The sequence below is a fragment of the Halorubrum luteum genome (genome assembly GCF_054652935.1).
Genome location: NZ_BAAIGT010000002.1, coordinates 99,178 through 124,215 on the forward strand (window position 1 = coordinate 99,178; position 25,038 = coordinate 124,215).

Genomic DNA, 25,038 nt, shown 5'->3' on the forward strand with positions numbered 1-25,038 from the left:
CGAGTGGCACGAAGTCGAACGATCGTCGAATCCGAGGGTGAATCACCGATGAGCGAAAACGACTTCCCGTCCAGCGCGGAGACCGTCATCATCGGCGCGGGGGTCGTCGGTAACAGCCTCGCGTACCACCTCGCCGACCAGGGTCGCGACGACATCCTGCTGATGGACAAAGGGCCGCTTCCGGACCCCGGCGGGTCGACGGGCCACGCTTCCAACTTCCTGATGCCCGTCGAGCACTCGAAGGAGATGACCCACCTCACTCGCCGGAGCATCGAGCAGTACAAAGACATGGACACGTTCACCAACAGCGGCGGGATCGAGGTGGCCCGCACCGAAGAGCGGATGGAGGAGCTCAAACGCCGCGTCCAGTCAGCGAAGGCGTGGGGCGAAAAGGGTCGTCTCCTCGACGTCGACGAGATCGAGGAGATGGTGCCGTACCTCAACACCGACATCCTCGAGGGGGGCTTCTACAGCGAGGGGGCCGGAACCTGTGACCCGCTCCGTGCCGGCGAAGTGATGCGTGCCCGCGCGGACGACGCGACGAACGGCGGACTCACCGTCTCGCCGAACACCGAGGTACTCGACATGCACGTCGAGGACGGAGAGATCCAGGCGGTCGAAACGGACCGTGGGACGGTCGAGGCCGGCGAAGTCGTGATCGCCGCCGGGCTGTGGAGCCCAAAGATCGCGGAGATGGCCGGCACGGAGATCCCGCTCACCCCGGCGGTACACCAGATGGTGAGCGTCGGACCGATCTCCTTCTTCGAGGATTATGACGGCGAGATCTCTTTCCCGGTCGTCCGCGACATGGACACCCAGATGTACGAGCGCCAGCACGGCAACGATCTCGAGGTCGGCTCCTACCAGCACCGGCCGATCCTCTGGGACGTCGAGGACGTGCCGTCGATCGACGAGGCGCCGCTGTCGCCGACCCAGCCGCCCCTGACCGACGACGCGTTCGAGCAGTCGATGTCGGACGCACTGGAGATCGTCCCCGAGCTTCTCGACGACCCCGAGGCGGGGATCCGCCACGAGATCGACGGCCTGCTCTCGCAGACGCCGGACGGCGGACCGCTGCTTGGCCCGCTGCAGGACGTCGATGGTCTCTGGTCGTGTGCGGCCGTCTGGATCAAGGAAGCGCCCGCGATCGGCGAGATGGTGGCCCAGTGGATGACGCAAGGTCACCCCGAGATCGATCTGCACGCCTCCGACGTCAACCGCTTCTACCAGTACGGAACCTCCGAGGATTTCGTGAAGAACCGTGCCCACGAGGGGTTCCAGAAGATCTACGGTATCGTTCACCCGTCGGAGCAGTGGCAGAGCTCCCGACCGCTTCGCACCAGTCCGTTCTACAACCGGCAGCGCGAGCTTGACGCGGAGTTCTTCGAGGTCGCCGGCTGGGAGCGCCCGCAGTGGTTCGAGTCGAACCGCGACCTGCTCACCGAGTACAACAGCGAGCTCGCGGATCTGATGCGGCCCAACGAGTGGGACTCCCGATGGTGGTCGCCGATAATCCTCGCGGAGCATCTCCACATGCGCGACAACGTCGCCATGATCGGAGACATGGGCTTCGGCATCTTCGATTTCGTCGGCTCGGACGTGCCGGACTACATCGAGAAGATGGCCGTCGGCCGTACCGACGTCGACGTCGGCAAGACGGTGTACACGCCGATTCTTGCGGAGAACGGCGGATTCATCGCCGACCTGACGATCGTCCGACTCGGCCCCGAACACTACCGGGTCGTCACCGGCGGCGTGGACGCCGGACCGAACAAGGCGTGGTTCAGTGACCACATTCCGGAGGACGCCGACGTGAAGCTGGTTGATAAGACGGAGTCGCTGTGTACCCTCGGCGTCTGGGGGCCCGACGCCCGGAAGGTCGTCGACAGCGTGACCGAGGAGGATATGTCACACGAGGCGTTCCCGCCGTACACCGCTCAGGAGATCACGGTCGGCGAGGTCGACGCGTTCGCGATGCGACTGTCGTACGTCGGCGAGCTCGGCTGGGAGATCTACGCCCCGATGGGCCAGGGCCAGCGGCTCTGGGACGTCATCGCCGAGGCCGGCGAGGAGCACGACATCCGCCCCGTCGGCATGGGCGTGTACGGAACGACCGGCCGGATGGAGAAGGGATACCGGCTCCACGGTCACGAGCTCGAACTGGAGTACGATCCCGCGGAGGCCGGACTCACCTTCCACGGTGTGAAGGACGCCGACTTCATCGGGAAGGAGGCGTACGCGGAGGCGATCGAGGAGGAGAACGCCGCGACGCTGTGTACCCTTTCGGTTGACGACCACATCTCCTCCGACGGCGAGCGCCGCTTCATGCTCGGAAACGAGCCGGTGCTCGACCCGGACGGCGAGGTTATCGTCGACGAGGAAGGTCGCGAGTCGTACGTCACGAGCGCGGGCACCGGCCCGAGCGTCGGCAAACACCTCCTGATGGCGTACCTCCCGCCCGAGTACGCGGAGGAGGGACAGAGTCTACAGGTCGCGTACATGGGCGAGCAGTATCCGGTGACCGTGGAGGTCGTCGGGAGCCGCCCGCTGTTCGACCCCGAAAACGAGCGCATCCGGAGCTAACCGCTTCGGAGCGAACACATATCCAGCCATAATCATGAACGTATTAGCCTGTGTTAAGCGAGTACCGGAAACCGGCGCGAAGATCGTCTTGACGGACGACAATCAGCAGATCGACACCAGCAATCTGGGGTTCACGATGAGCCCCCACGAGGAGTGTGCGATAGAGGAGGCGATCCAGCAGGTCGAAACCCACGGCGGCTCCTCGCACGTCCTCACGCTCGGTCCGGCGGAGGCGACCGAACAGCTCCGCACCGGGCTGGCCATGCAGGCCGACGACGCGACGCTGCTCGAAACCGACGGCGAGGAGTGGGAGCCCCGCGCGACCGCGGACGCGATCGCAAACGCGGTCCGCGAGCACGACGAGGAGTTCGACCTCCTGCTTTTCGGTAACGAATCGGCCGACACCGGAAACTATCAGGTCGGCGTGCGGGTCGCTCGCGCCCTCGGTCTCCCTTGCGTGACGGGGATCAAGTCGCTCGATGTCGAAGACGGGACGGCGATCGCGAAACGTGAAGTGTCCGGCGGTGAGGAGGTGTACGAGATCGACCTCCCGGCGGTGGTCGCCGTGAAGGAGGGGATCAACGAACCTCGCTACGCGTCGATGCGCGCGAAGATGCAGGCGCGAAACCAGGAGATACCGAGCCGCGAACCGAGCGGCAGTTCGGGGCCCGGCACCTTCGAGAAGGTTCGGCTCGAAGCGCCGGACACGGACGACAGCGAGGCGGAGATCCTCGGTGAGGGGCCGGACGCCGTGTCTGACGTGATCAGGGTACTTGACGAGGAGGTGGAGGTACTATGATCCTCACGCTCGTCGAGCACGACGCGGGCCTTCCGGACGAGGTGTCGCTGGAAGCGCTTACGATGGCCCGCGAGCTGGCCGCCGCGGAGGACACGACCGTCGGAGCGGTCGTCTTCGGCGACGAGGGCGCAGGCACTGCCGAGGAGCTTGCGCCGTACGGCGTCGACGAGGTCCACCACGTCGTCCACGACGACCTCGACGGCTACGCCCCGGAGGCGTGGGGCGACAGCCTCGCACAGCTGGTGGAGGCGGTCGCCGCCGACGCGGTCGTCGCTCCCGGGACCGATCGGGGTCACGAGGTGTTGTCCCACGCCGGCGTTACGCTCGATCAGCCGATGTCGGCCAACTGCATCGGCGTCGACGTTGCCGACGACGGCGGCTACGATATCCGGCGTAATCGGTGGGGTGGTAGCCTGATCGAGCACGCGACGCTCGACGCCGACACCAAACTGGTGAGTGCAGCCGAACACGAGTATCCGATCGAGAAAGCGGACGCGGAAGGCGAGGCGGACGTCACCGAGTTCACGCCATCGCTTGACGACGCACAGCTTCGCGTGCGCGTCGACCGCGTCGAGTCGGGTGACCAGGAAGGGATCCCGCTCGGCGAGGCTCGCGTCGTCGTCGGCGGCGGCCGTGGCGTCGGCGGCCCCGACGACTACGACCAACTGGAGGAGCTGGCCGACCTGCTCGGCGGGACGGTCGGTGCCTCACGGGCCGCGATCAACGAGGGGTGGCGGCCACACGACGACCAGATCGGACAGACGGGAGCAAAGATCAGTCCGGATATCTACATCGCGGCCGGGATCAGCGGTGCCGTCCAGCATATGGTCGGCTGTAAGGGTGCGGAGACGATCCTCGCGATCAACACCGACCCCGAAGCCGCGATCATCCAGAAGGCGGACTGGGCCGTAGTCGGCGATCTCCACGAGGTCGTCCCCGAACTGAACGACGCGATCCGGGCGAACGGGTAGCGCCCGGACCGCCGGCGGTGTCGCTTTCGCGCGCGAGCGAGACGGAACAAGAACTGTCTGTTTGTATATTATTTGTGGAGTGGCTTTACACAAATATAGGCGTAATTTATTGTCCTCAACCGGTCGATCTCGTGACAGCGGCGAGAGTCGCGGGAAAGCGAAGGTGCTCCGTCTCGTGGCTCCGGCTTGGAGAGGGTACTGCGCCAAAACGGACTCGCGATCGGTTTGCGGTCGATCGTCCGGATACACCCAAACGTGCCTGTGATTTGTGATCGATGTCGGGCGTATATTGCGCATACGAGAATCGGTGCGTTGTTTATAAAGGCGTACTCAGCGCGGCGAGGAGTGGTATATAAGTGAGCGGTGGAGCAGAGACCGACTTGGAAGCCCCAGCCGCGACGGCTCGCGCGGCTCGCTGCGGTCCTCAGTCGCTCACTGCGTTCGCTCCTTGCGGTCCTTACGTCGCCGTGCGTCGCCCTCGCGGCTGCCCCTTCCAGTCCCGCCCCGCACCGCAGCCTCGGACCACCCCAGCCTCGACCGGAGGGGCCGCCGGAACCGCTCGGCGGCCCCTCCGGTCTCCCTCGCGCGCTCGCTCACGGCTTCGCCGTTCGCATCCGAGGGCTCCCTTCGGTCGCCCTCGCGACTCGCGGGCCTCGGGCCCGCTCGCGGCGCGCGCCACCGCAACCACACCGCAGAGCATGATTCATGTATCAGGTAACGGCGGGCGGTCGGCGCGCGCCTCCGAGCGTCCTTTTTAGGGCGCGAGGAGCGCGTGCGAGGGAGGCGGCGGCGAGCGCGGAACGCGCGAGCCGCCGACGAGGCTGGGGAGGCGCGAGGTGCGGTTGCGGTGCGGTCGGGTGGGGTTGAAAGGGGCAGCCGGGAGGCGGGCGCAGGCGACACAAGCACTGCAGGGAGCGAACGACGTGAGCGACCGAAGCGCGCAGCGAGCGTGCGCCCGCCTCCCGGCTGGGGCTTTCAGATCGTTCGTCGCGGAGCTATCGCTCCCACGACTCACTTATAAACAGCCGACAATCCTACCACACACTCACTTATAAACCAACCATCCATCCTCGTGAGCGACGTACGCCCGACATCGATCACTGCGATGACTGCGCTGAGCGATTCACATGTTAGATTGTAAAACGTGCTACGACGCCCTCGGGCTTGTTCATTATTCATAGGCTTTAACATAATAACAGTTACTAACCAGTTAAATAGGATATTGATTAAAACTGCTGTATTGATCATCGATGCGAATATAAGCTCTCATCGTCTATCTGCTGTATAAACATAAAAATTATTATCTGTATTGGGTTATTTCATTAATGGACACGCTCGGCGTAGAGACGGATCTATCCGTGCGTGCGATAACGCGGCATCGCGTTCACTCGTGAGAGGGGTCGGTGTCGGAGAGGGGTTCCGTGCCCTCCGGCTCCGCAAGGGCGTCCGTGTCGTCGGCGTCGCGGACCTCTTCGGTCTCCTCGACTGCGGTCGTCAGCGAGACGTTGAGCGCGATCATCGACGCGGTTCCGCCGACCAGCGTGACGAGATTCTTGATCGCGTGGTCGACGATCGCCGCGCCGAGTGCCGTCGCCGCGCCGACCGGCGTTAGCCCGACGACGAGCACGGTAAACGCCCCTTCGTACAGTCCGACGCCGCCGGGCGACAGCGGGAGTACCTTCGCGAGGTTGCCGACGCTGACCGCGAAAAAGCAGACTGCAAGCAGCGTTACGGGTGCGAGCCCGACGCCGAACGCAGCCAACACGACCGCTGCGACGAGGACGTCGATAACCCAGATCAGTACGCTCGTCGTCCCGACCCGGGCGAACGCGGCTGGCTTTCCCCCGACGCGCTGGAGATCGCCGACGAACCGTTCGAGCACGCTTGCGACTCGGTCGCCGTAGGCGTCGGTGCTCACCCACGTGACGGCGTCGCGGATCCGGTTGGCGTCGGACCGCGCCGACAGCACGATCCCCATCACGACTGCGACCGCCGCGGTTCCGACCGCCGCCGCGACGACGACCGCCGTCCGTCCGGCGCGGTCGGCGTCGGCACCGGTGCCGAACGCCGCGTCGACGACCGTAGCGAGCTCGCCCGACGCCGCGTACCCGACGAGCACCACGCCGGCCAGTCCGGCCAACGTCAGGAGGTCGAACACGCGCTCGGCCGCTAGCGACGCGAATCCGGACGGATACGGGATCCCCCGTCGCATTTTTACGATGTACGCACGGACCGCGTCGCCGGCACGGGCGGGGAACACGAGGTTCCCGGTCTGAGAGACGAAGATCGCCCCCGTGAGAAAGCCGACACGCTCGCGAAAGCCGAGTTCGGCGAGGATGTCACGATACCGATACCCCCGGACGGGCCACGAGACGACGTACAAAAGCGTTGCAGCGGCGACGAGTCGGCGGTCCGCGTTCCGCGTCTCCGCGATCACCTCCGTCGGGTCGAGATAGCTCGTCATCAATCCGAACGCCACAACGACGAGCAGTAGCCCGGCGACGACCGAGATTCGGCGCGTGATCCGCGGCCGAACCGACAGCTGCCACCAGAGCCGGACGATACTCGATCCCATCCCGAGCACGTCCCGGACGAGGTCGACTTTGGTGTCACCCTTCGGCTCCCAGTCGACCGGAAACTCCTTGACAGCTAACTCCTCGCGTTGGGCCCGGACGAGCAGTTCCGTGTCCCAGAACCAGTGGGTGTCCTCGATATCGTCACGAAGCCGCTCGAACGACTCCCGCGAGAGCGCCTTGAACCCGCACTGGTGGTCTCGCAGGTCCGACCGGAGGAACAGCCGGACGAGGGCGTTGTACCCCTTCGACGGGATGCCGCGTTTTGCCGGCCGGTCGGCGGTGTGACCGGGGAACCACCGCGATCCGGTGGCGATGTCGTACTCGCCGCTTCGGACCGACTCGACGAGCTCCTCGAGATGCCGCATGTCGGTCGCCAGATCCGTATCGAAGTAGACGAGCGTGTCGCCGGCGGCGTCGGCGAACGCGAACTCCAGTGCACCGCCTCGTCCGAGCCGATCATCGCTGTGGAGGTGTCTGACCCGGTCGTCCTCGGCGGCCATCCGACTCGCGATCTCCGGCGTTCGGTCGTCACAGCCGTCCTCGGCGACGATCACCTCGAAGGACTCTTCGGGGAGGAACGACGCGAGCGTCGACAGCGTCGTCTCGACGGTCCCCTCGATCGTCCGCTCCTCGTTGTACGCCGGGAGCACGACGCTGACCGCGGGACCATCGGACGATCCGCTCATTGGAACCTACTGACCGCGGGCGAGGTAAGTACCTTCTGAACCGTCGTAGTCGACGGTCGTCCGCAAACCGACGCCAGCTGCGGTGGTGCTGTGAGTGGATGGCGTTGACCGGACACACCAATCCGGACCGCTCGACCGCTCGACCGCTCCGATCGACGGCGATCGCGGGGACAAATTCGGAGCAGATCGGTACACTGCGAGGGGTTAATCCAGTCTACCAACCGGCTTATGGGATACGCTGTTCACTATCCGGTATGAGCACTGCAGGCGTCAGCCCGACTCTCGCCGGACGGACCGAACTCACGGAGAAACAACGCCGGATCCTCGCGTACCTTCGTGAGCACGTCGACGATCAAACGTACTTCAAATCGCGCCTGATAGCCGACGAGCTCGACCTCTCGGCGAAGGAGGTCGGCGCGAACATGGGTGCCGTCGCCGCCGCGGCCACGGACGTCGACATCGAGAAGTGGGGGTACTCCTCCGGAACGACGTGGATGGTAACCGGATAGCGGATCGCCGCGGGGCGGCCGTCTGCTTACACTGCTGTCGTCGCAGCGGACACGGTCAGCTGCCGTCTCGCGCGTCGGGGTCGTACCGGATGAGACCCGCTGCCTCGTCGGCCAGGCGCGCCACGTCGGCGTCGAAGGAGTCGGCATAGCGGACGAGAAGCGTCAGCGTGCGCTCCGGCTCGGTTAGCGCGTAGCCGTCGGAGCGGTCGAGCAGTCCGGCGTCGGCGAGGTCGGCGGCGGCCGCGCTGACCGCCGAGCGCGACACGCCAAGGTCGGCCGCCAGCGCCGCGCCCGTCGTCGTCGGATCGCGAAGCAGCGCGACGAGGATCCCTCGCGGCGTGTCACGGCGGAGATAGCCAAGCATGCGCTTCTCCAGCTGGTCGAACCGACCGGTAGGAAAGTACCGGCGGAAGTCGCCGTCCTTCACCGACTCCACCTCGTCGGCCGCCTGCAGCGTCCGGAGGTGGTGTTGGGTTTCGCCGGTGCCGAGCCTGAGATCGTCGCGGAGCTTCGAGAAATGTGCTCCCGGCGTCGTCGACACGTATCCGCGGATCGCCTCGCGCGTCTCGTTGTCGTCATCGGCCGCGCTCCGACCGCGTGCCCCATCGTCGCCGCTTGCGGTGCCGACGAACGGTGCGGCCGCTCCGATCGCCGCGAAGCGTCGTAGCGTCTCCCGCTTCCGTTCGTCGACGTCCTCCGTCACGAGCTACAAGAGCCGTCGAACCGTCAAAAGCGCTTCGCCACTCGAGTCCCGGAGCGGCACGCAGTCACTCGGTCTCGCGCTCGATCGACTCCTCGGGGACTTCCTCGTCCATCTCCTGAATGACTTCGTCGGCGGATTTGATGTTCGCACCGGCGTCGCCCGCTTTCACCGCCTCTGCCTCCTTCTCGAGCTCCTCGACGTCCATCTCTGCCGCCTCGTCGATCTGGCCGAGGATCTCGTCGATGTTGTCGAGCCCGAGCATCTTGCGGGTCTCGTCGTCGAACTCCAGTCCGTCGAGCCCCTCCATGTCCTGCACGTCGGAGCCGGACAGCGACTTGCCGTACCGGCCGACGAGGCTGGTGAGCTCCTGTGGCAGGACGAACGTGGTCGACTCGCCCTGGCCGATCTCCGCGAGCGTCTCCATTCCGCGTTCGATGATCGCGCGCTCGCCCATCGACTCCGCGGAACGCGCCCGGAGAACGGTGGAGATCGCGTCCCCCTGCGCTTCGAGGATCTGGCTCTGTTTTTCACCCTGTGCACGGATGATGTTCGACTGCTTGTCCCCTTCGGCCTGCTCGACGGCGGAACGGCGTTCCCCCTGTGCTTCGAGGATCATCGCGCGGCGGCGACGCTCCGCGGACGTCTGCTGTTCCATCGCCTGCTGGACGTCCTTCGAGGGGTTCACCTCGCGTACCTCGACCGACTCGACGCGGATCCCCCACTCGTCGGTCGGCTCGTCGAGCTCCTGGCGGATCTTCGCGTTGATCTCCTGGCGTTTGTTCAGCGTGTCGTCGAGCTCCATGTCGCCGAGCACGGCCCGCAGCGTCGTCTGCGCGAGGTTCGAGACGGCTTTCTTGTAGTTGTCCACCTCGAGGAACGCCTTCTTGGCGTCCATCACCTTGATGTACACGACCGCGTCGGCGGTTACCGGCGAGTTATCCCGGGTGATCGCTTCCTGTCGCGGCACGTCGAGCGTCTGTGTCCGCATATCGAACGGGTACGTTCGCGAGACGAACGGTGGAATGACGTTGATCCCGGGCTCGAGCAGCTTTCGGTACTCCCCGAACACGGTGAGCGCCTTCTTCTCGTAGGCGTCGACGATCTCGAACGACTGCCAGAGCGTGATGACCACGAGTAGCACGAAGAGCAGACCGATGGTCACCAGCCCGAACTCGAACTGGAGGGGAAGCGCTACCATGCCCTCTGTTTGGGTCATCCGACGTATAACCCTTCGGCCGACGGAGCAGTCCGGAGGATCCGCCGCCGCTCTTCGCTGCTCGTCACGGGTCCGTGTTGCCGTCCTGCAGCCCGTCCACGAGGCGTCGAAGCGTGTTCAGCGTGTACTGTCCGGGTGCGGTTGCGTTCTCGGGGTCGACCGGCGCGTAGCCGATCCGCGAGCCGTACACCGGAGCCGCCGCACGCGTGTGTCTCCCGGGTTCTCCCATACACATCGTCGCGACGCGGTGGCCGGCCTCGTCCGCCTCGTGAGTCGCCGACAGCAGCGCCAGCGCGTCGACCCGCGAGTTCGCGGTCGTCGCCAGCTTCCCGACGTCACCTTCCGTGGCCGCGTCCGCGAGCAGTTCGACCATCGTCTCCACCTCGGGGGTCCACTCGAACTCGTGGACGGAGGCGATCACCTCGACGCCCGCCTCGCGGGCGGTGTCCCGGAGCGCGGTCGCGTGTGACTGCTCGCCGTCCGGCGCGTTCCCGCGCAGCGCAGCCAGTTCGATGTCGACTGCCGCGACGTCGTCGGCGGCGACCGCGTCCGAGAGCTCGTCGAATCGGCCCAGATCGGCCGCCTCCCCACCCTCCCAGTCGGCTCGATTCGTCACGATGAGCGGCAGCTCGCCGGCGTAGTCGTCGAGCTGTTCGAGCGGATCGGTCGCCAGATCCATGCGGAACTCCACGGCGTCGGCGACGCCGCGGGCCGTCGACTCGTCGTCGAGGTCGGCCGTGGCGGCCGCCAGAACGAACTCCTCGAACATACGCGGAGTCGACCACGCGATGACTTATAAGGAGGGGACGCAGCAGTCGACGCGGCGAGTCAGGCGTCGGTCGACGCGGCGAGTCAGGCGTCGGTCGACGCGGCGAGTCAGGCGTCGGTCGACGCGGACGGACCGCCGCGCGTCCAGAGAACGGTCGCGAACGCGACGACGATACCGCCCACACCGGCGATCACCGCGGAGAACGTGCCGCCGCCGCCGAGCAGCCCCTCACCGCCGATCGCGACGAGAGAGACGCCGAGCAGCGCCTGCGAGACTGCTCGCACGCGAAGCCGTGTGATCCCCCGTCCGGCGACGGCGCGCCCGACGACCACGTCGCTGACGAGGTACATCACGCCAGCGAGCCCGCAGCCGACGATCGCAACGAGGAACGCGGGGGAGCCGGAGACGGGGTCGGTTGCGGTTGCGATCCACCCGGCTCCGGCAAGGAGCAGCAGGCCTAAAAACAGGTCGCGGGATTCCATGTGGGGTCGGAACTGGCGTCGGTCGAGTGATAGCGAGCGAGGGAGTTCGGTTACGCGACGAGCCCTTCCTCGGCCTCGAGCAGCTCGTGGTAGCGGTTCCGGATCGTGACCTCGGAGATGTCAGCGACCTCCGACACCGCCGCCTGGGTCGTCTTCTCGTTGGTCAGCAGCGCGGCGGCGTAGACGGCGGCCGCGGCGAGACCGACTGGCGATTTACCGGAGTGGACGCCCTTCTCCTTGGCGTTTTTCAGGAGTCCCTTCGCGCGCATCTCGGACTCCTCCGAGAGGTCGAGATCCGAGGCGAACCGCGGAACGTACTGCTCCGGGTCGGCGGGTTTCACTTCGAGCTTGAGCTCGCGGACGACGTAGCGGTACGTGCGGGCGATCTCCGCCTTCTCGACGCGGGAGACGTCCGCGATCTCGTCGAGGCTCCGTGGGACGCCGGCCATCCGTGCGGCGGCGTACACACAGGAGGTCGAGACGCCCTCGATCGAGCGGCCGGGGAGGAGATCCTCGTCGAGCGCGCGGCGATAGATCACCGAGGCCGTCTCGCGGACGTTGTCCGGCAGCCCGAGCGCGCTCGCCATGCGGTCGATCTCGCCGAGCGCCTGCTTGAGGTTGCGCTCCTTCGAGTCACGGGTGCGGAACCGCTCGTTCCACTTGCGGAGTCGCTGCATCTTCTGGCGCTGGCGCGCGCCCAGCGACCGGCCGTACGCGTCCTTGTCGCGCCAGTCGATGTTCGTCGACAGCCCCTTGTCGTGCATCGTGTTCGTCGTCGGCGCGCCGACGCGGGACTTCTCGTCTTTCTCGCGTGAGTCGAACGCGCGCCACTCCGGCCCCCGGTCGACCGAGTCGGCCTCGACGACGAGCCCACAGTCCGCACAGACGCTCTCGCCGTGTTCCTCGTCGTTGATCACCTGTCCGTCACACTCCGGACAGCTCAGACTCTCGTCGGTTCGTTCCGATTCCTCCTCCGTCTCGTTCCGGGAGCGGCTCCCCCGTAGATGCATTCGTTCACTCATAGCGGTCGATCTCTCGGTACCCAAACGACGCCCGAGAGCGGTCTTACAGGCTGGATGTTGGAACAACACTTAAATGGCTCGGAACGTGTCGCCGCCACGCCGACGAATCATCACGATCCTTCAGCAGTTTCGAGGCCACTACGCCGGCAGACGGAGACGCGGTCCGTGCGCCGGACGCCGAACCGAAACGCTTGGGGGGAAGTGACACCGATCCGCTTCCATGACCGATCCTCGCGTGGTGTCGCTGGCTCCGAGCGCGACCGCGACGCTGTCGGCGATGGGTGCGGCCGACACGCTCGTCGGCGTCACTCATCACTGCGATCCGCCCGCTGACGCCGGCTCCGCGCACGGAGTCGCCCCGACCGTGGTCGGCGGCTGGCTCGACCCGTCGTTGGAGCGGATCGGGGAGCTGTCACCGGACGTCGTCTGTACGAGCGATGGCCTGCAAGCCGAGCTCGCGGTCGACTGTCGCGACCGGGGGTTCGAGGTTGACCATTGCGAGCCGGCGACGCTCGAGGACGTTCTGACGACGTTCGAGCGGCGCGGCGAGGCAGTTGGCCGGCCGGCGGCCGGTTCGCGACTCGCCGACGCGGCTCGCGGCCGACTCGACCGCGTCGCCGACGCCGTCGCGGATCGACCACGTCCGACCGTCTACTGCGAGGAGTGGTCGGAGCCGCCGATGGCCGCGGGGAACTGGGTGCCGGACGCCGTCCGCGTCGCTGGCGGTCGCTATCCGTTCGTCGACGCCGGCGAGCGCTCCCGGGAGGTCGACGGTGCGGCGGTCGAGGCCGCGGAGCCGGACCACGCCGTCGTCCACGTCTGCGGGCACGGAACGCGCGTCGATCGGACGGTGATAACCGAGCGCGACTGGGCGGTCGATCCCGAGGTCCACGTCGTCGACGACTCGCTTTTAAACCAGCCGAGTCCGGCGCTGATCGACGGGGTCGAACGTCTCGCCGAGCTGTTCCATCCCGACATCGACTTGTGAACGGCCCCCGACCGGCCCGACATGCGAATCGGCGTCGGCAGCGGGAATCCGGTGAAGCGGCGCGCGGTCGAACGGGTCGTCTCCGATCACGACGGTCTGCCGGGGGTGACGTCGGTGGAGGCCGTGTCCGTTGCCTCCGGCGTCGACGACCAACCACGGGGCCATCGGGAGACGATCGAGGGTGCCGAGAACCGCGCGGCGGCGGTGCTCGACACGGGGGAGTACGATCTGGGAATCGGGATCGAGGGGGGTGTCGCCCGGTTCGACGGGGTCAACGGACTCTTCCTCGTGATGTGGGCGGCCGTCGACGACGGGTCCCGGGTCGGGCGGGGATCCGGACCGAGTCTTCGACTCCCCGACCGCGTCGCGTCGCGGATCGACGACGGGGCGGAACTCGGCCCCGTAATGGACGAGCTACTCGACACCACGGGGATCGCGAGACGGGGCGGGGCGGCCGGCGCACTCACCGAGGGACGGGTGGACCGCACCGACGCGCTCGCGGCCGCGGTCGCCGGCGCGTTCGGACCGTTCGTCTCCGACCTGTACTGATCGCTCCCGTCTCACTCCTCGTCAGTCCGACGCTCGACCAGCTCCGCGAACCGGTCGAGCGCCCGCTCGCAGACGGGGACGTAGCCAGCGGCGAGAACCGGCACCTCGATAACGACCCGGCACCGGTCACCCTCACCGGCGTATCCCTCGACGCGATGACCCGTCGCGGGTATCGCCGCCACCGTCCACGTCCATCGCCGTCCGTTGAAACTGGTGACGCGGAACGGGACCCACGCCCCTGCGACGCGGACGCGCCCTTGCGTTCCCTCGCGGACGTACCGGTCGTCGCTCTCGACGCCGCTGATCGTCGGACTCCACTCCGGCCACGTCCGCGTGTCACGGAGCAGCTCCACTGCGACCCCGGGCGGGACGGCCACGTCCCTGGCGACGTCGATCCGGAACCCGTGACGGATGCGGTCGATTCCACCGTTCTGGCTCACGACCGACGTACGGAGCCGACCGAGGAAAAGGTGCGATATTATGACCTTATACAATACATACTGTCCGGACCTATCTCGCCGAAGCCTTGATACGTCGTCCCTCGCTATGGGGTCCCAAGATGACTGAACGCCGCGACACGATGAAAGACGTCTCCCACACGGCACCACACGGCACCTCCGCGGAGGCGGTCTGGGAGCGAGGGCAGCGACCGACCGAAGCCGAAGAAGAAGAAGAGTAACCGCGTTTCCCACGGGCTCGTCGCCGGTTTCCGCTCCCGGCGTCCCCAGTGGCTTTCCGCTCCGTACGGTCTCGGTTCTCGCCGCTGATAGCCGCGGCCGTGGGTTTAACTCGCCCGGAGACGGACGCGGTCCCATGATCGAGGTTCGGGGGTTACGCAAGCGGTACGGCGACTTCGAGGCGGTCGTCGATAGCACCTTCGCCGTCGACGACGGGGAGGTGTTCGGCATCGTCGGCCCCAACGGCGCGGGGAAGACGACGACGCTGAAGCTGCTCGCAGGGCTCATCGAACCGACCGACGGCGAGGCTCGCGTCGCCGGCTACGACTCCGCCGACCCGGAGATGCGCCGCCGTCTCGGCTTCCTTCCCGAGGAGTCACCGCTGTACGAGGAGATGACGCCGCTGTCGTATCTCCGCTTTTTTGCCGATCTGTACGACGTTCCCGGCGACGTCGCCGACGAGCGGATCGACTCGTCGCTCGATCGACTCGAGCTCGACCACCGAAAGCGTCGCCTCGGCGATATGTCGAAGGGGATGAAACGCAAGGTCGCGATCGCCAGGTCACTCGTCAACGACCCGGACGTGCTGATCTACGACGAGCCGGCGTCGGGACTCGATCCGGTGACGACGAACTCGGTTCTGGAGTTCACTCGCGAGCTCCGTGCGGAAGGTAAGACGGTCGTTTTCTCGGCACACAACCTGTATCACGTCGAGTCCGTCTGTGACCGCGTCGTCATCATGGACGAGGGACGGATCGTCGCTCGCGGCACCGTCGACGAGATCCGCGAAGCACACGGCGAGACGACGTACCACGTGTTCACGGACGTTCCGATCCGTGTCGACGACAGTACGACAGGCGGGGGCGCGACGTTTGAATCCGATACCGACACGTCGCCGCGTCTCGCTTCCGCGGAGGTCGGCGATCGACATCGGACGGCCGTGCCGACGATGGCGGACGTCGAACGAGTTCGGGACTCGGTCGCGGCCGCGGGAGGCGAGGTGGTCGACATTCGAACCCGCGAGCCGACCCTCGAGGACGTGTTCCTGAACATCGTCGGCCGACCGATGCCCGGTCGACGGCGTGTCGCGACGGAGACGCAACGAGCCGATTCGGCGACGACCGGGGAGGGGGTCGAGTGAGGGGGCGGCTTCGGTCGGTTCTCCGCGTTGCTCGCTGGGAGGCGTCCGGGGTCACGGGTGGGCTCGATCGCCGGACCGTGCTGGCCGCGCTGGCGCTCCTCGCGGTCGTGGGTGCGGTCGTCGGTGCCGGGCTCGTGGCGGGAGTGGCTGGGCTCGATGTCGACCGCGACATCTACCGGGTCGGCGTCGATCCCGACGACCCGCACGCTGCGGTGGTCGCGGACGAACCCGCGCTCACGCTCGTTCCGGCCGACGGAGCCGACCTCGGTGAGAACGTCGACCTCCTCGTCGTGCACAGCAGTCACGACGCCGTCGTCGTGCAGGCGACGGAGACGACGAAAGGTGCGGCCGCGACCGCGGAGTTCCGCGAGGCGATCGAAGCGCACAACGAGCGGCTGTTCGCGGCCGAGACGAACGAGACGGCGGCGTTCCCGGTGACGGTCACGCTCCAGTACGTGGATCGGACCGGCGGGGTCACCGCCGAGACGACGCTCGGCGGCGACGATGACGCCGACGATGATGCCGCCGACGCCGACGCAGTCGAGAGAGACGGTGACGACGCAGTCGAGAGAGACGGTGACGACGCAGTCGAGAGAGACGGTGACGACGCAGTCGAGAGAGACGGTGACGACGCAGTCGAGAGAGACGGTGACGAACTCGATGCTGACGGTGACGGCACCGGCGATGGTGACGGTACGGAAGACGGGTCCGACGACGCTGACGACGCGGACGACGCGGACGAGGGTGACGACGCGGACGACGATCGTCTCGCCGTCCCGTCGGTCGGCGGTGGTGGCGGGGCGTTCGGCGCGGACGCCGCCGGCTCGCCGGGTGAGATCACGCCGCCGTTCCCGTTCGTCGCGCTCGTGTTAGCGTTCGCGTTCCTCGTCCCGATGAACTTCCTGATTCAGGCGTACGGCTCGTCAGTGCTCAACGAGCGGATCAACCGGCGCGGGGAGCTGTTGCTCGTCTCGCCGCTCGGGCCTGCGGAGATCGTTGCCGGAAAGACGCTTCCGTACGTCGCCGCCGCGGTTGCAGTGACGGCAGTCATCGCGCTCGCGGTCGGCGGGGGCGTCGTCTCGGTGCTGGCGGTGTTTCCGCTGGCGTTTACCTTCCTCGCGGCGACGTTCGTCGGCGCGATGTTCGCACGGTCGTTCAAGGAGCTCACGTTCGTCACCGTCGCCGTGAGCGTGTTCCTCACTACGTACGCGTTCGTCCCAGCGGTGTTCACGAACGTGACGCCGGTGGCGCTCATCTCGCCGCTAACGCTCGTCGTGTTGGATCTCCAGGGCGAGGCGGTGTCGCTCGGCGCGTTTCTCTTTTCGACCGGACCGGTGCTGATCGGGGGCGCGCTCCTGTTCGTGCTCGGACTCGGCGTCTACCGCGAGGAGGACATGTTCACCCAGAAGCCGGTGCCACGGAAGTTCCTCGACGCGCTGGCGGTGCGGCTCTCCGCGGTCGACGGTGGACTCGAACGGGGGCGGCGTCGTTCGGTGCTTCGCGGACTGGGTGCGGTCGCCGTGCTCACCGCGTGTACGATCCCGTTCGTGTTCGTCGCCGAGCTGCTCGCGGTCGCCGTGCTGTTCGCGCTCCCCGTCACCGTCTCGATCCCCGTGTTGCTCGTGACGATCGCGTTCATCGAGGAGGTCGCGAAAACTCTCCACCTGTACGCCGGCTTCGAGCGCGACGTGTTCGCCCGGACCGATCGCGTCGCGGTCGCGGTGGGGCTCGCCTCGGGGTTCGGCTTCTTCCTCGCCGAAAAGGCGACCGCGGTCGTGCAGGCGGTCGGGCTCACGGAGCTGTACGTCGGCCGGGCCGCGTTCGGGGCCGTCGCCGGGCTCGGAGCGCTCTCGCCGCTCGTCGCGGTCGGGCTGTTTTTCGCGCCGCTGGCGCTTCACGGCTTCGCCACCGTCGTCGCGGCGGTCGGCGCGAGCCGGAGCCGGGCGTACTACGCGGTCACGCTCGCGCTGGCGACGCTGCTCCACGCGGCGTACAACGTCGGGGTGGTGAGCCTCCATGGATAGTCGACTGACGCGTGCCAGCATGGATAGTCGACTGACGCTTGCCAGACGGGAGATCGCTGGTCTGCGCGCGGAGAAGACGATCCTCCTCGCGATCGCGATCCAGCTTTTCATCGCCGCGTTCTCCTCGTTTCTCGTCGTCGGGCTCGTCTCGATGTACGACCCGAGCGGCCTCGACGGCGCGGAGATCGAGGTCGCGGGCTCCGGCGACGCCGTCGTCGAACTGGAGCGCGCGGCGGCCGAGGTGCCGGGTGCGTCGGTGACGCGCTACGAAAGCGGAGCCGACGCGCGGCTGGCGTTCGACGCCGGCGCGGCGGACGCGATGGTGGTCGCCACCCGCGACGAGGACGGACGGATCGACGCGTCGGTGCTCGCGCCCGACTCGAACGTGGAGACGACGGTGATCGTCGTCCAGCTCCAGGAGCTGCTACGCGCCACCGAGCGTGCGGAGCGCGCGGACCGGGCCGCATCCCTGAGCGAACGCCCGCTACCGCTGTCCGACCGGACGGGTTCGAGTCCGTACTTCACGTTCACCTACACCGTGTTGATCCCGCTGCTCGTCTTCGTACCCGTGTTCATCTCCGGCTCGCTTGCAGTCGACTCGATCACGGAGGAGGTGGATAGGGGGACCCTCGAGCTGCTTCGGGTCGCGCCCGTGACGCTGCCGGAGATCGTCGACGGCAAGGCGCTCGCGGCGGTCGCGATCGCGCCTGGACAGGCGCTGGCGTGGCTGCTGCTGCTCGAGGTGAACGGTACGCCAGTCGCGAACGTCGGTCCGATCCTCGCGTTGATGACGGCGCTCACGACGATCGTCGTCGCGGTTGCGGTCGCGATCGCCGTCGTCTCTCCCGACCGGCGGGCCGCACAGCTGCTGTACTCGATCGCCGTGCTCGCGCTGTTCGGCGGCGCGACCCTCATGGCCGGCGGCCCGACGAACGCCGTCGCGCGGCTCGCGATCGACAGCGCCGACGCGGCGACCCATCTCTCCGTCGTCGTTTACGTCGCGATCGCGGCCGTGGCGTATCTCGGCGTGCGGCGGTTCGTCGCCGCGTCTCGGCCCGACGAGTTGTGAGGAGCTTTCACACTCCAACGCGAACGACGGAGCATGAGCGCGCTCCGAGCGGCCCGTCACTACACGCGATACGCGGCGTTGTACGACCGGATCGCCACCGACGCACCGCTGGCGGACGGACTCCGACGGCGGATCGTCGATGCGCTCGCCCCGAGCCGGGGCGACGTCGTCGTCGAGATGGGCTGTGGCACCGGCGCGAACGTTCCGCTCCTTCGCGAGCGGGTCGGTCCGGAAGGCGCGGTGGTCGGCGTCGACGTCTCCGCGGGCGTCGTCGCTCGCGCCCGGGACCGGATCGCGGACGCCGGCTGGGAGAACGTCCACGTCGCTCGCGCGGACGCGACCGCACCCCCCGTCGCGTTCGCCGACCGAGCGCGAGCCGTCTCCCCGGCCGGCGAGGTCGACGCCGTGCTCGCGACGTTCGTCACCGGCATGTTCGACGACCCCGCGACGGTCGTCGACGACTGGTGCCGGATCCTCGCTCCGATGGCTGGTGGGACTGAGTTCGGGGAGTCCGAGGCGGCGACGGGTGGGAAGTCCGAGGCGGCGACGGGTGGGAAGTCCGAGGCGGCGACGGGTGGGAAGTCCGAGGCGGCGACGGGTGAGGGTGACGGGGCGGCAGTCGGCGGCGGCGGTCGCATCTGCGTCGCGGGGTTCGCGCGGAGCACCCATCCCGTCGGTCGACTACTGAACCCCGTCTTTGGGGGGGTCGTGCGTCTCGCGACGCCGCCGAGTCGTGGCCGCGGGCGTCCCGAGTCGCCGGTCGAACTGCTCGACGAGCGGGCGGCGGCTGCCCACCGCCGGGTCCACGACCGGTGCCGGAACGCGACCACCGACCGCGCACTCGCCGGCTTCGCGCGGATCACTGCTGGAACCGTCTCGTCCGGAGCCGTCTCGTCATCGCCCCGTAACCGCTAGTCGGCGGCGATGGGACCGTGCTCGGTGACGCTCTCCCGCAGCCGGTCGGCGTATTTCAGCCGAAGCTCTCGGGCACGCTCCGGTGACAGGCTCTCCCCCGCGTCGAGGGTTCGTGTCAGTGGGGTAAACGTCGACACGTCGAATCCCATTCGCTTCAGGTACGAGCGCACGTCACGCGCTTGCACCCCCGTTTCGACGGCCGTCCGGGCGCGATTTTCGACGACGTCGAACGTCGGGATGACGATCCTGTCGTCGGTGACGCGACCCCCATCGCCGTCGATGCACACCTCCGCGTCAGCGAGATGGTCCATGAGCGACCCCAGTTGATCGGCCAGTTGGAGCACCTGATCCGGAAGCGCAGCGTCGGGTGAGCGCCACTCCACGGTGGGGAACTCCGCGCGGAGCTTGACCGGCGTCCAGACCGCACTCTCGGGGTCGAAACACGACTCCACGTCCGCACGGGGAACGCCGCGGGCTACCGCTTCCGTCACGAACTCCTCGTACCGGCGGTAGAGCCGGGTGGCCCACTCCTCGGTGCTGTCGACGTACGGCCACAGCTGTCCCTGCCGTGGGAGGCTGTCGTAGGCCTTCCATCGGTAGGCCACCGACCGCGCGCTGGCGGCTACACGCGACCCCTGAAAGTACGGCGAGGAGTTGACGAGCGCCAGGGCGGGGTCGATCGCCGTCAACACGTTGAGCTGGTCCGTCTCCCGTCCGGGTAGCTGCTCGAAATGAACGTGTGTGCCCGCACAGTGGCGGACGCACTCGAACTCCTCGCCCACGACACGGTTTTGAATCCGCGTTCGCTCGTGGGGGAGCTCTCGGATCTCATCCGCGTACAGGGGAGTCGCCAGCGGCACCAGTTTCTTCCCCTCGGCTTCGCCCACCTCGAGCACCCGGCTCAGCCGGCCGTACAGCTGCTCCCGGAGCTGTGCGGTCGTTTCACACGGCGACGTCTTGATCTCGAGCAGCGGTCGCACGAACTCGCGTTCGACCCCTTCGGCGGCGTCGGCCATCGAGCCGGGCTCCGTGAGTCGGCCGCGCTCGTCGATCACCCAGTACTCCACCTCGATGCTTCGTCTCCGCCGCCCCGATTCCGCGGTACTGCCCGATGATCGGTGCGTGTCGGCTCCTGTGGTCATGAGTTACGCTCGGTCCGGGGTCGTCGTCCGTCCGGTTCTTTCGAGGGTGCCACGCTGCTGTCGCGTGGTTCGCTCCCCGAGTTCGGTACGATTCCAAACCATTCCGAATCGTAGGTTTAGCCACTATCAGATAACGTTTCATTAAAACACATCGGTGTATCCTAATATTCTTATTGTGTGTTCGAGAATACGGAGATTCCCCTGACAATCAACTTCTCGGATGGCTCCGTGAACTGCGGTCGGTGAGCGACGCTGAGGAGTCACGGTCGCTTGCCCGGCGCTTATATACACGCCGCGCGACGCTTGGATAACGCATGCGCCGTCGTACTCTCCTCTCGCTCGCCGGCACGGCGGCCGCCGCGTCGCTCGCTGGCTGTTCGGATGTGCCGGTCGGACCGGGAGCCGACGACGCGGCCGACGACCCGGAGCCGCCGGCACGCGTCGTCGAGAGCGAGCTCGTCAGGGAACACGCAGGGACCGACGAGGAGACCGTCGTCGTCGAGGGTGTCGTCGAACGAACCCGCGATGTCGAGATCACGTATCTCGAGATCCGGGTCGAGTTCTACGCCGCGGGCGGGGAGCTGCTGGACAGCACCGTCGAACACCTCGAGGACGTGACCGAGGGTGACCGCTGGCCGTTCACCGTCGAGTTTCCCCGCGTCGGCGAAGCGGCCGCCCGTGTCGCGGACCACGACGCGGACGTCGTCGAAAACCCGTAGCATGTTCGAAACCCCCGCCACGTCCTGGAACGTCCTCCCCGCCGCGAGGGTCGACCCGTGACCGGCTCCGACGAGACGATGGCCGAACAGGGCGGGATCACCTTCGGCGGGGAGCTGATCAAGAAGGCGTTCGGCTTCCTCGTCGTCGCGCTCATCACGCGGCTCGTGAGCCCCGGGGTGTACGGGCTGTTCGTGCTGGCGACGTCAGTGCTCCATCTCATGCAGGTGTTCGCGAGCGCCGGGCTCCACCGCGCGATCGATTACTTCGTTCCGCAGTACCTCGCACGCGACGAGCCCGGAAAGGCACGGGGAGTGACGCTGCAGGTGTTCGGACTCCTGCTCCTCACGTCGTCGCTTACCGGTACGGCGATGTATCTCGGAGCCGATCTCCTCGCGGGAGTTTTCGACGAACCCGCGCTCGCGACTGCGCTCCGGCTGCTTGCGGTCGCGCTCCCGCTTCTGGCGGTGTTCAACGGGCTGCTCGCGACGTACGCCGGTATCAAGCGACTCCAGTATCGAGTGTACGTTCGCGACGTCACTCGGCCGACGATCCGCCTGCTTACCACCGCGGTGCTGCTCGTCACCGGCTACGGGCTCATCGGAATCGTCGGCGGATACGTGGTCGGACTCGCGGTCTCGATCGCGTTCGGTCTCGTCCTCCTCGTCCGCCACGACGCGCTGAAGGGGGCGAAAACGGCGTTCACTTCGGTTCGTGACGTGCTCTGGTACGGCGTGCCGCTCGCGCTCGCGGGCGTGATCTACGTCGTGATGGGGCAGGTGGACTACTTCGTCGTCGGTTACTTCCTCGCGTCCGACGACGTCGGGATCTACCGGGTCGGCTACATGCTCGCCGCGAATCTGCTCGTCTTCTTCTCGTCGCTCGCACCGATCTTCAAACCGCTTATCGCGGAGGAGCGCCGCGACGGCGACGCGGTCGAGAAGCGATACCGAACCGCGACGCGGTGGGTGCTCGGTCTCTCGCTGCCGTTTGCGGCGATTCTGGTGCTTGGCGCGGACGTGTACCTCTCCATCGTGTTCACGCCACAGTACACGGTCGCCAGCGGCGTCGTCCTCGCGCTCGTCGTCGGCTATCTCGTCAGTATCGCGGGCGGGGGTCCCGACGGCGCGCTGTTACAGGGGCTCGGCTACTCCCGGCTCGTGTTCGTCAACTCCGGGCTCCTCCTCGTCGCCAACGTCGCCTTCAGCGTCCTGCTCGTCCCTCGATACGGCATTCTCGGCGCGGGGCTCGGAACGATGATCGCGCTGTCGCTGTCGGGGATCGCGGCGCTCGTCGAGGTGTACTACTACCGCCGGATCCATCCGTTCTCGCCAGCGTTAGGGCGCGTCATCGCGGCGTGGCTTCCGGCGCTCGCGGCGGGATGGCTAGTCGTGTGGGCGATCCCGGACCGATTCGTCGTCGCCGTCGTGCTCCCGGTCGTCGTGCTCGGGACGTACGTCGTCGCCGGACGAGCGGTCGGAGCCGTGACACCGGATGACGTCCGCATCGCGGAAACCGTCGCGCCCGACCCGGTCGTCGCCCGGCTCCGACGAGCGGCCGACGTCGAGGAGTGAGCCGAATCCGGGGAGATGGTCGACGGCGCTCGTCGACGGAAACCGCAGGTGGTATGTCGCTCAACCGTGTCGTACCGACACGATGACTCGGGTGAGCGTTATCGGCTGTGGGAACATGGGCGGTGCCCTCGTGAGGGGGCTCGGACGGACGGATCACCACCGGGTGACGGCGATCGACCTCGACCCCGACGCGCGCGCGTCAGTCGCGGACGTCGCCGCGGAGACGACGGACGACCTCGCGGCGACGGCCGACGCGGACGTCGTCGTGCTCGCGGTGAAGCCGGACGTCGCGCCGACCGTACTATCGGAGCTCGACCTCTCGGCCGATCAGACGCTCGTGACGCTCGCCGCGGGCGTGACCCGGTCGTTCGTCGCGGAGCGGACCGACGCAACCGTCGTCCGCATCATGCCCAACCTCGCAGCCGAAACCGGGGAGATGGCGGCGGCCGCAACGACCGAGGGGCTCACCGACGAGGTCCGTGAACTGCTCGACGACGTCGGCGAGTTCGTCGAGGTTGACGAGTCGCTGATGGACATCTCGACCGCGGTGAACGGAAGCGGCCCCGCGTTCGCCTTCTACCTCATCGACGCGATGAAACGCGGCGGGGTAGAGGGTGGTCTCGACCCCGATCAGGCGGAGACGCTCGCAGCACAGACGTTCAAGGGAGCCGCCGAGACGGTGCTCCGCGACGACCGGAGCGTCGACGAGCTGATCGACGCGGTGTGCTCGCCGAACGGCACGACGATCGAGGGGATGGAACTGTTGTGGGACAGCGACGCCGACGAAGCGGTCGTCGACGCGGTCGCGGCGGCCGAGAAACGCTCGGCGGAGATCGCACGCGAGGTCTCGGAGGGGCTTGCGGATGAGTGAGGGTGGCGAGACGGAGCGCGACTCGACGAGCGGCGGCGCAGCCGGTTCTGCGACCGTTGGGACGGTCGACCTCGAGACGGAGCAGTGGGCCCGTCGGCGCGCGGCCGACGCGGACCGCGTGCTCGTGAAAGCTGGCACGAACTCGCTCACCGACGAGAACTCCCGCCTCGACCGGGTAAAACTCGACAAGCTCGTCGCCGACATCATGGATCTCCGAGAGCGCGGCAAGGACGTGGTGTTGGTGTCGTCCGGGGCGGTCGGAGCCGGGATCGGTCGGATCGAACAGGAGAACGGCACGCCGGTCGGCGAGCGGGGCGACACGACGCTCACGGAGAGTCAGGCGCTGTCGACCGTCGGCCAGAGCCACCTGATGCGACACTACACGCAGAGCTTCGACCGCTACGACCAGACGGTCGCACAGATCCTGTTGACCGGGCAGGATCTCGACACCCCGGAGCGGTTTCACAACTTCCAGAACACGATCGAGACGCTTCTGGAGTGGGACGTCGTCCCGATCATCAACGAGAACGACGCGGTGACCGTCGACGAGCTGAAGATCGGCGACAACGACATGCTGTCGGCGTCGATCGCGACGGGGATCGACGTCGACCTGCTGGTCACGCTCACCGACGTCGACGGGGTGTACACGGGGAACCCGAAACGCGATCCGGACGCGGAGCTGATCGAGGTCGTCGACCCCGACGACGACGCGATCGAGCGGATCGTGGAGGCGAGCACCACCGCCTCCTTCGGCGGGATCCGCACCAAAGTCGAGGGCGCACGCGACGTGAGCCGTCACGGCGTGCCGGCGGTGATCGCCGGCTCCGCCGAACCGAGCGTGCTGGAGCGGATCGCGGCGGGCGAGACGGCCGGCACGCTGTTCGTCCCCGCCGATGGGGATGACGACGGCGCATAGCGAAACCCCGAACCCCGACGAACGCGAACCCCGACGAACGCGAACCCCGACGAACGCGAACCCCGACGAACGCGAACCCCGACGAACGCGAACCCCGACGAACCCGAACCCCGACGACCAAATACGGCGAAGGAGTACG

23 protein-coding genes are annotated in these 25,038 nt (G+C 67.3%); 15 read left to right on the forward strand and 8 right to left on the reverse strand.

What is annotated here, in order from left to right; genetic code table 11:
* Window positions 1-48 precede the first annotated feature (48 nt).
* Genes ACYQ0R_RS00580 through ACYQ0R_RS00590 form a run of 3 tightly spaced genes read left to right on the forward strand, consistent with a single transcriptional unit; the run spans window position 49 to window position 4,353 of the window.
* On the forward strand, window positions 49-2,583 hold the full coding sequence (locus tag ACYQ0R_RS00580) for a GcvT family protein (RefSeq protein WP_459820382.1): 2,535 nt from the start codon (window positions 49-51) through the stop codon (window positions 2,581-2,583).
* 34 nt (window positions 2,584-2,617) lie between these two features.
* A complete protein-coding gene (locus tag ACYQ0R_RS00585; RefSeq protein WP_459820383.1) occupies window positions 2,618-3,382 on the forward strand; it encodes an electron transfer flavoprotein subunit beta/FixA family protein in 765 nt (254 codons plus the stop codon).
* The gene (locus ACYQ0R_RS00590) at window positions 3,379-4,353 is read left to right on the forward strand and encodes an electron transfer flavoprotein subunit alpha/FixB family protein (RefSeq protein ID WP_459820384.1); all 975 of its coding nucleotides are present in this window, start codon (window positions 3,379-3,381) and stop codon (window positions 4,351-4,353) included. Before ACYQ0R_RS00585 ends, ACYQ0R_RS00590 begins: the two co-directional genes overlap by 4 nt.
* Window positions 4,354-5,737: 1,384 nt before the next feature.
* Here the strand turns inward: ACYQ0R_RS00590 and ACYQ0R_RS00595 are convergent.
* A complete protein-coding gene (locus ACYQ0R_RS00595; RefSeq protein WP_459820385.1) occupies window positions 5,738-7,615 on the reverse strand; it encodes a flippase-like domain-containing protein in 1,878 nt (625 codons plus the stop codon).
* A 254-nt stretch (window positions 7,616-7,869) separates the two neighbouring features.
* Here ACYQ0R_RS00595 and ACYQ0R_RS00600 point away from each other — a divergent pair, with 254 nt between their 5' ends.
* Window positions 7,870-8,124 (forward strand): DUF7123 family protein, encoded by a 255-nt coding sequence (locus ACYQ0R_RS00600; protein WP_459820386.1) that lies wholly within the window; start codon window positions 7,870-7,872, stop codon window positions 8,122-8,124.
* 55 nt (window positions 8,125-8,179) lie between these two features.
* Here the strand turns inward: ACYQ0R_RS00600 and ACYQ0R_RS00605 are convergent, their stop codons facing one another.
* The 5 genes from ACYQ0R_RS00605 to ACYQ0R_RS00625 form a co-directional block, all read right to left on the reverse strand.
* On the reverse strand, window positions 8,180-8,827 hold the full coding sequence (locus ACYQ0R_RS00605; RefSeq protein ID WP_459820387.1) for a winged helix-turn-helix transcriptional regulator: 648 nt from the start codon (window positions 8,825-8,827) through the stop codon (window positions 8,180-8,182).
* Window positions 8,828-8,891: 64 nt separating this feature from the next.
* Window positions 8,892-10,025, reverse strand: coding sequence for an SPFH domain-containing protein (locus ACYQ0R_RS00610; protein ID WP_459820388.1), 1,134 nt, complete (start codon window positions 10,023-10,025; stop codon window positions 8,892-8,894).
* Window positions 10,026-10,107: 82 nt separating this feature from the next.
* Window positions 10,108-10,812 (reverse strand): type I 3-dehydroquinate dehydratase, encoded by a 705-nt coding sequence (locus ACYQ0R_RS00615; RefSeq protein WP_459820389.1) that lies wholly within the window; start codon window positions 10,810-10,812, stop codon window positions 10,108-10,110.
* A gap of 107 nt (window positions 10,813-10,919) precedes the next feature.
* On the reverse strand, window positions 10,920-11,294 hold the full coding sequence (locus tag ACYQ0R_RS00620) for a DUF7994 family protein (protein ID WP_459820390.1): 375 nt from the start codon (window positions 11,292-11,294) through the stop codon (window positions 10,920-10,922).
* A 50-nt stretch (window positions 11,295-11,344) separates the two neighbouring features.
* On the reverse strand, window positions 11,345-12,316 hold the full coding sequence (locus tag ACYQ0R_RS00625) for a transcription initiation factor IIB (RefSeq protein WP_459820391.1): 972 nt from the start codon (window positions 12,314-12,316) through the stop codon (window positions 11,345-11,347).
* Between the two features lie 220 nt (window positions 12,317-12,536).
* Here ACYQ0R_RS00625 and ACYQ0R_RS00630 point away from each other — a divergent pair, with 220 nt between their 5' ends.
* Both ACYQ0R_RS00630 and ACYQ0R_RS00635 read left to right on the forward strand, forming a co-directional pair.
* On the forward strand, window positions 12,537-13,304 hold the full coding sequence (locus ACYQ0R_RS00630; protein WP_459820392.1) for a cobalamin-binding protein: 768 nt from the start codon (window positions 12,537-12,539) through the stop codon (window positions 13,302-13,304).
* Between the two features lie 21 nt (window positions 13,305-13,325).
* Complete coding sequence (locus ACYQ0R_RS00635; RefSeq protein ID WP_459820393.1) at window positions 13,326-13,853, forward strand: DUF84 family protein; 528 nt, start codon at window positions 13,326-13,328, stop codon at window positions 13,851-13,853.
* 11 nt (window positions 13,854-13,864) lie between these two features.
* On the opposite strand, the gene ACYQ0R_RS00640 is transcribed toward ACYQ0R_RS00635, so the two are convergent.
* Window positions 13,865-14,293 carry an SRPBCC family protein gene (locus ACYQ0R_RS00640; protein ID WP_459820394.1) on the reverse strand — a complete coding sequence of 143 codons (429 nt, stop codon included), beginning with the start codon at window positions 14,291-14,293 and terminating at the stop codon, window positions 13,865-13,867.
* Between the two features lie 119 nt (window positions 14,294-14,412).
* Here ACYQ0R_RS00640 and ACYQ0R_RS16035 point away from each other — a divergent pair, with 119 nt between their 5' ends.
* The 5 genes from ACYQ0R_RS16035 to ACYQ0R_RS00660 all read left to right on the forward strand — a co-directional run bounded on the left by ACYQ0R_RS16035 (window position 14,413) and on the right by ACYQ0R_RS00660 (window position 19,679).
* The gene (locus ACYQ0R_RS16035) at window positions 14,413-14,532 is read left to right on the forward strand and encodes a DUF7989 family protein (RefSeq protein WP_488193299.1); all 120 of its coding nucleotides are present in this window, start codon (window positions 14,413-14,415) and stop codon (window positions 14,530-14,532) included.
* Between the two features lie 134 nt (window positions 14,533-14,666).
* Window positions 14,667-15,671, forward strand: coding sequence for an ABC transporter ATP-binding protein (locus tag ACYQ0R_RS00645; protein WP_459820395.1), 1,005 nt, complete (start codon window positions 14,667-14,669; stop codon window positions 15,669-15,671).
* Window positions 15,668-17,695 carry an ABC transporter permease gene (locus tag ACYQ0R_RS00650; protein ID WP_459820396.1) on the forward strand — a complete coding sequence of 676 codons (2,028 nt, stop codon included), beginning with the start codon at window positions 15,668-15,670 and terminating at the stop codon, window positions 17,693-17,695. The genes ACYQ0R_RS00645 and ACYQ0R_RS00650 overlap by 4 nt, the downstream gene beginning before the upstream one ends.
* A gap of 19 nt (window positions 17,696-17,714) precedes the next feature.
* Window positions 17,715-18,764: an ABC transporter permease gene (locus ACYQ0R_RS00655; RefSeq protein ID WP_459825623.1), complete on the forward strand. Its 1,050-nt coding sequence runs from the start codon at window positions 17,715-17,717 to the stop codon at window positions 18,762-18,764.
* Between the two features lie 33 nt (window positions 18,765-18,797).
* Window positions 18,798-19,679, forward strand: a complete 882-nt coding sequence (locus ACYQ0R_RS00660; RefSeq protein WP_459820397.1) for a class I SAM-dependent methyltransferase — start codon at window positions 18,798-18,800, stop codon at window positions 19,677-19,679.
* On the opposite strand, the gene ACYQ0R_RS00665 is transcribed toward ACYQ0R_RS00660, so the two are convergent.
* On the reverse strand, window positions 19,676-20,821 hold the full coding sequence (locus tag ACYQ0R_RS00665) for a glutamate-cysteine ligase family protein (RefSeq protein WP_459820398.1): 1,146 nt from the start codon (window positions 20,819-20,821) through the stop codon (window positions 19,676-19,678). The genes ACYQ0R_RS00660 and ACYQ0R_RS00665 overlap by 4 nt on opposite strands.
* Before the next feature lie 314 nt (window positions 20,822-21,135).
* On the opposite strand from ACYQ0R_RS00665, the gene ACYQ0R_RS00670 reads away from it, so the two are divergent.
* From ACYQ0R_RS00670 to proB, 4 genes are all read left to right on the forward strand, one after another.
* Window positions 21,136-21,540: an FxLYD domain-containing protein gene (locus ACYQ0R_RS00670; RefSeq protein WP_459820399.1), complete on the forward strand. Its 405-nt coding sequence runs from the start codon at window positions 21,136-21,138 to the stop codon at window positions 21,538-21,540.
* Between the two features lie 57 nt (window positions 21,541-21,597).
* The gene (locus ACYQ0R_RS00675) at window positions 21,598-23,112 is read left to right on the forward strand and encodes a flippase (RefSeq protein WP_459820400.1); all 1,515 of its coding nucleotides are present in this window, start codon (window positions 21,598-21,600) and stop codon (window positions 23,110-23,112) included.
* Window positions 23,113-23,194: 82 nt separating this feature from the next.
* Window positions 23,195-23,983: a pyrroline-5-carboxylate reductase gene (proC, locus tag ACYQ0R_RS00680; protein WP_459820401.1), complete on the forward strand. Its 789-nt coding sequence runs from the start codon at window positions 23,195-23,197 to the stop codon at window positions 23,981-23,983.
* Window positions 23,976-24,899 (forward strand): glutamate 5-kinase, encoded by a 924-nt coding sequence (proB, locus tag ACYQ0R_RS00685; RefSeq protein ID WP_459820402.1) that lies wholly within the window; start codon window positions 23,976-23,978, stop codon window positions 24,897-24,899. Before proC ends, proB begins: the two co-directional genes overlap by 8 nt.
* Window positions 24,900-25,038: the final 139 nt, after the last annotated feature.

Coding starts and splice junctions, on each gene's coding strand:
- ACYQ0R_RS00580 (WP_459820382.1), top strand. CDS start 49: ATGAGCGAAAACGACTTCCCGTCCAGCGCGGAGACCGTCATCATCGGC.
- ACYQ0R_RS00585 (WP_459820383.1), top strand. CDS start 2,618: ATGAACGTATTAGCCTGTGTTAAGCGAGTACCGGAAACCGGCGCGAAG.
- ACYQ0R_RS00590 (WP_459820384.1), top strand. CDS start 3,379: ATGATCCTCACGCTCGTCGAGCACGACGCGGGCCTTCCGGACGAGGTG.
- ACYQ0R_RS00595 (WP_459820385.1), bottom strand. CDS start 7,615: ATGAGCGGATCGTCCGATGGTCCCGCGGTCAGCGTCGTGCTCCCGGCG.
- ACYQ0R_RS00600 (WP_459820386.1), top strand. CDS start 7,870: ATGAGCACTGCAGGCGTCAGCCCGACTCTCGCCGGACGGACCGAACTC.
- ACYQ0R_RS00610 (WP_459820388.1), bottom strand. CDS start 10,025: ATGGTAGCGCTTCCCCTCCAGTTCGAGTTCGGGCTGGTGACCATCGGT.
- ACYQ0R_RS00615 (WP_459820389.1), bottom strand. CDS start 10,812: ATGTTCGAGGAGTTCGTTCTGGCGGCCGCCACGGCCGACCTCGACGAC.
- ACYQ0R_RS00620 (WP_459820390.1), bottom strand. CDS start 11,294: ATGGAATCCCGCGACCTGTTTTTAGGCCTGCTGCTCCTTGCCGGAGCC.
- ACYQ0R_RS00625 (WP_459820391.1), bottom strand. CDS start 12,316: ATGAGTGAACGAATGCATCTACGGGGGAGCCGCTCCCGGAACGAGACG.
- ACYQ0R_RS00630 (WP_459820392.1), top strand. CDS start 12,537: ATGACCGATCCTCGCGTGGTGTCGCTGGCTCCGAGCGCGACCGCGACG.
- ACYQ0R_RS00635 (WP_459820393.1), top strand. CDS start 13,326: ATGCGAATCGGCGTCGGCAGCGGGAATCCGGTGAAGCGGCGCGCGGTC.
- ACYQ0R_RS16035 (WP_488193299.1), top strand. CDS start 14,413: ATGACTGAACGCCGCGACACGATGAAAGACGTCTCCCACACGGCACCA.
- ACYQ0R_RS00645 (WP_459820395.1), top strand. CDS start 14,667: ATGATCGAGGTTCGGGGGTTACGCAAGCGGTACGGCGACTTCGAGGCG.
- ACYQ0R_RS00655 (WP_459825623.1), top strand. CDS start 17,715: ATGGATAGTCGACTGACGCTTGCCAGACGGGAGATCGCTGGTCTGCGC.
- ACYQ0R_RS00660 (WP_459820397.1), top strand. CDS start 18,798: ATGAGCGCGCTCCGAGCGGCCCGTCACTACACGCGATACGCGGCGTTG.
- ACYQ0R_RS00665 (WP_459820398.1), bottom strand. CDS start 20,821: ATGACCACAGGAGCCGACACGCACCGATCATCGGGCAGTACCGCGGAA.
- ACYQ0R_RS00670 (WP_459820399.1), top strand. CDS start 21,136: ATGCGCCGTCGTACTCTCCTCTCGCTCGCCGGCACGGCGGCCGCCGCG.
- proC (WP_459820401.1), top strand. CDS start 23,195: ATGACTCGGGTGAGCGTTATCGGCTGTGGGAACATGGGCGGTGCCCTC.
- proB (WP_459820402.1), top strand. CDS start 23,976: ATGAGTGAGGGTGGCGAGACGGAGCGCGACTCGACGAGCGGCGGCGCA.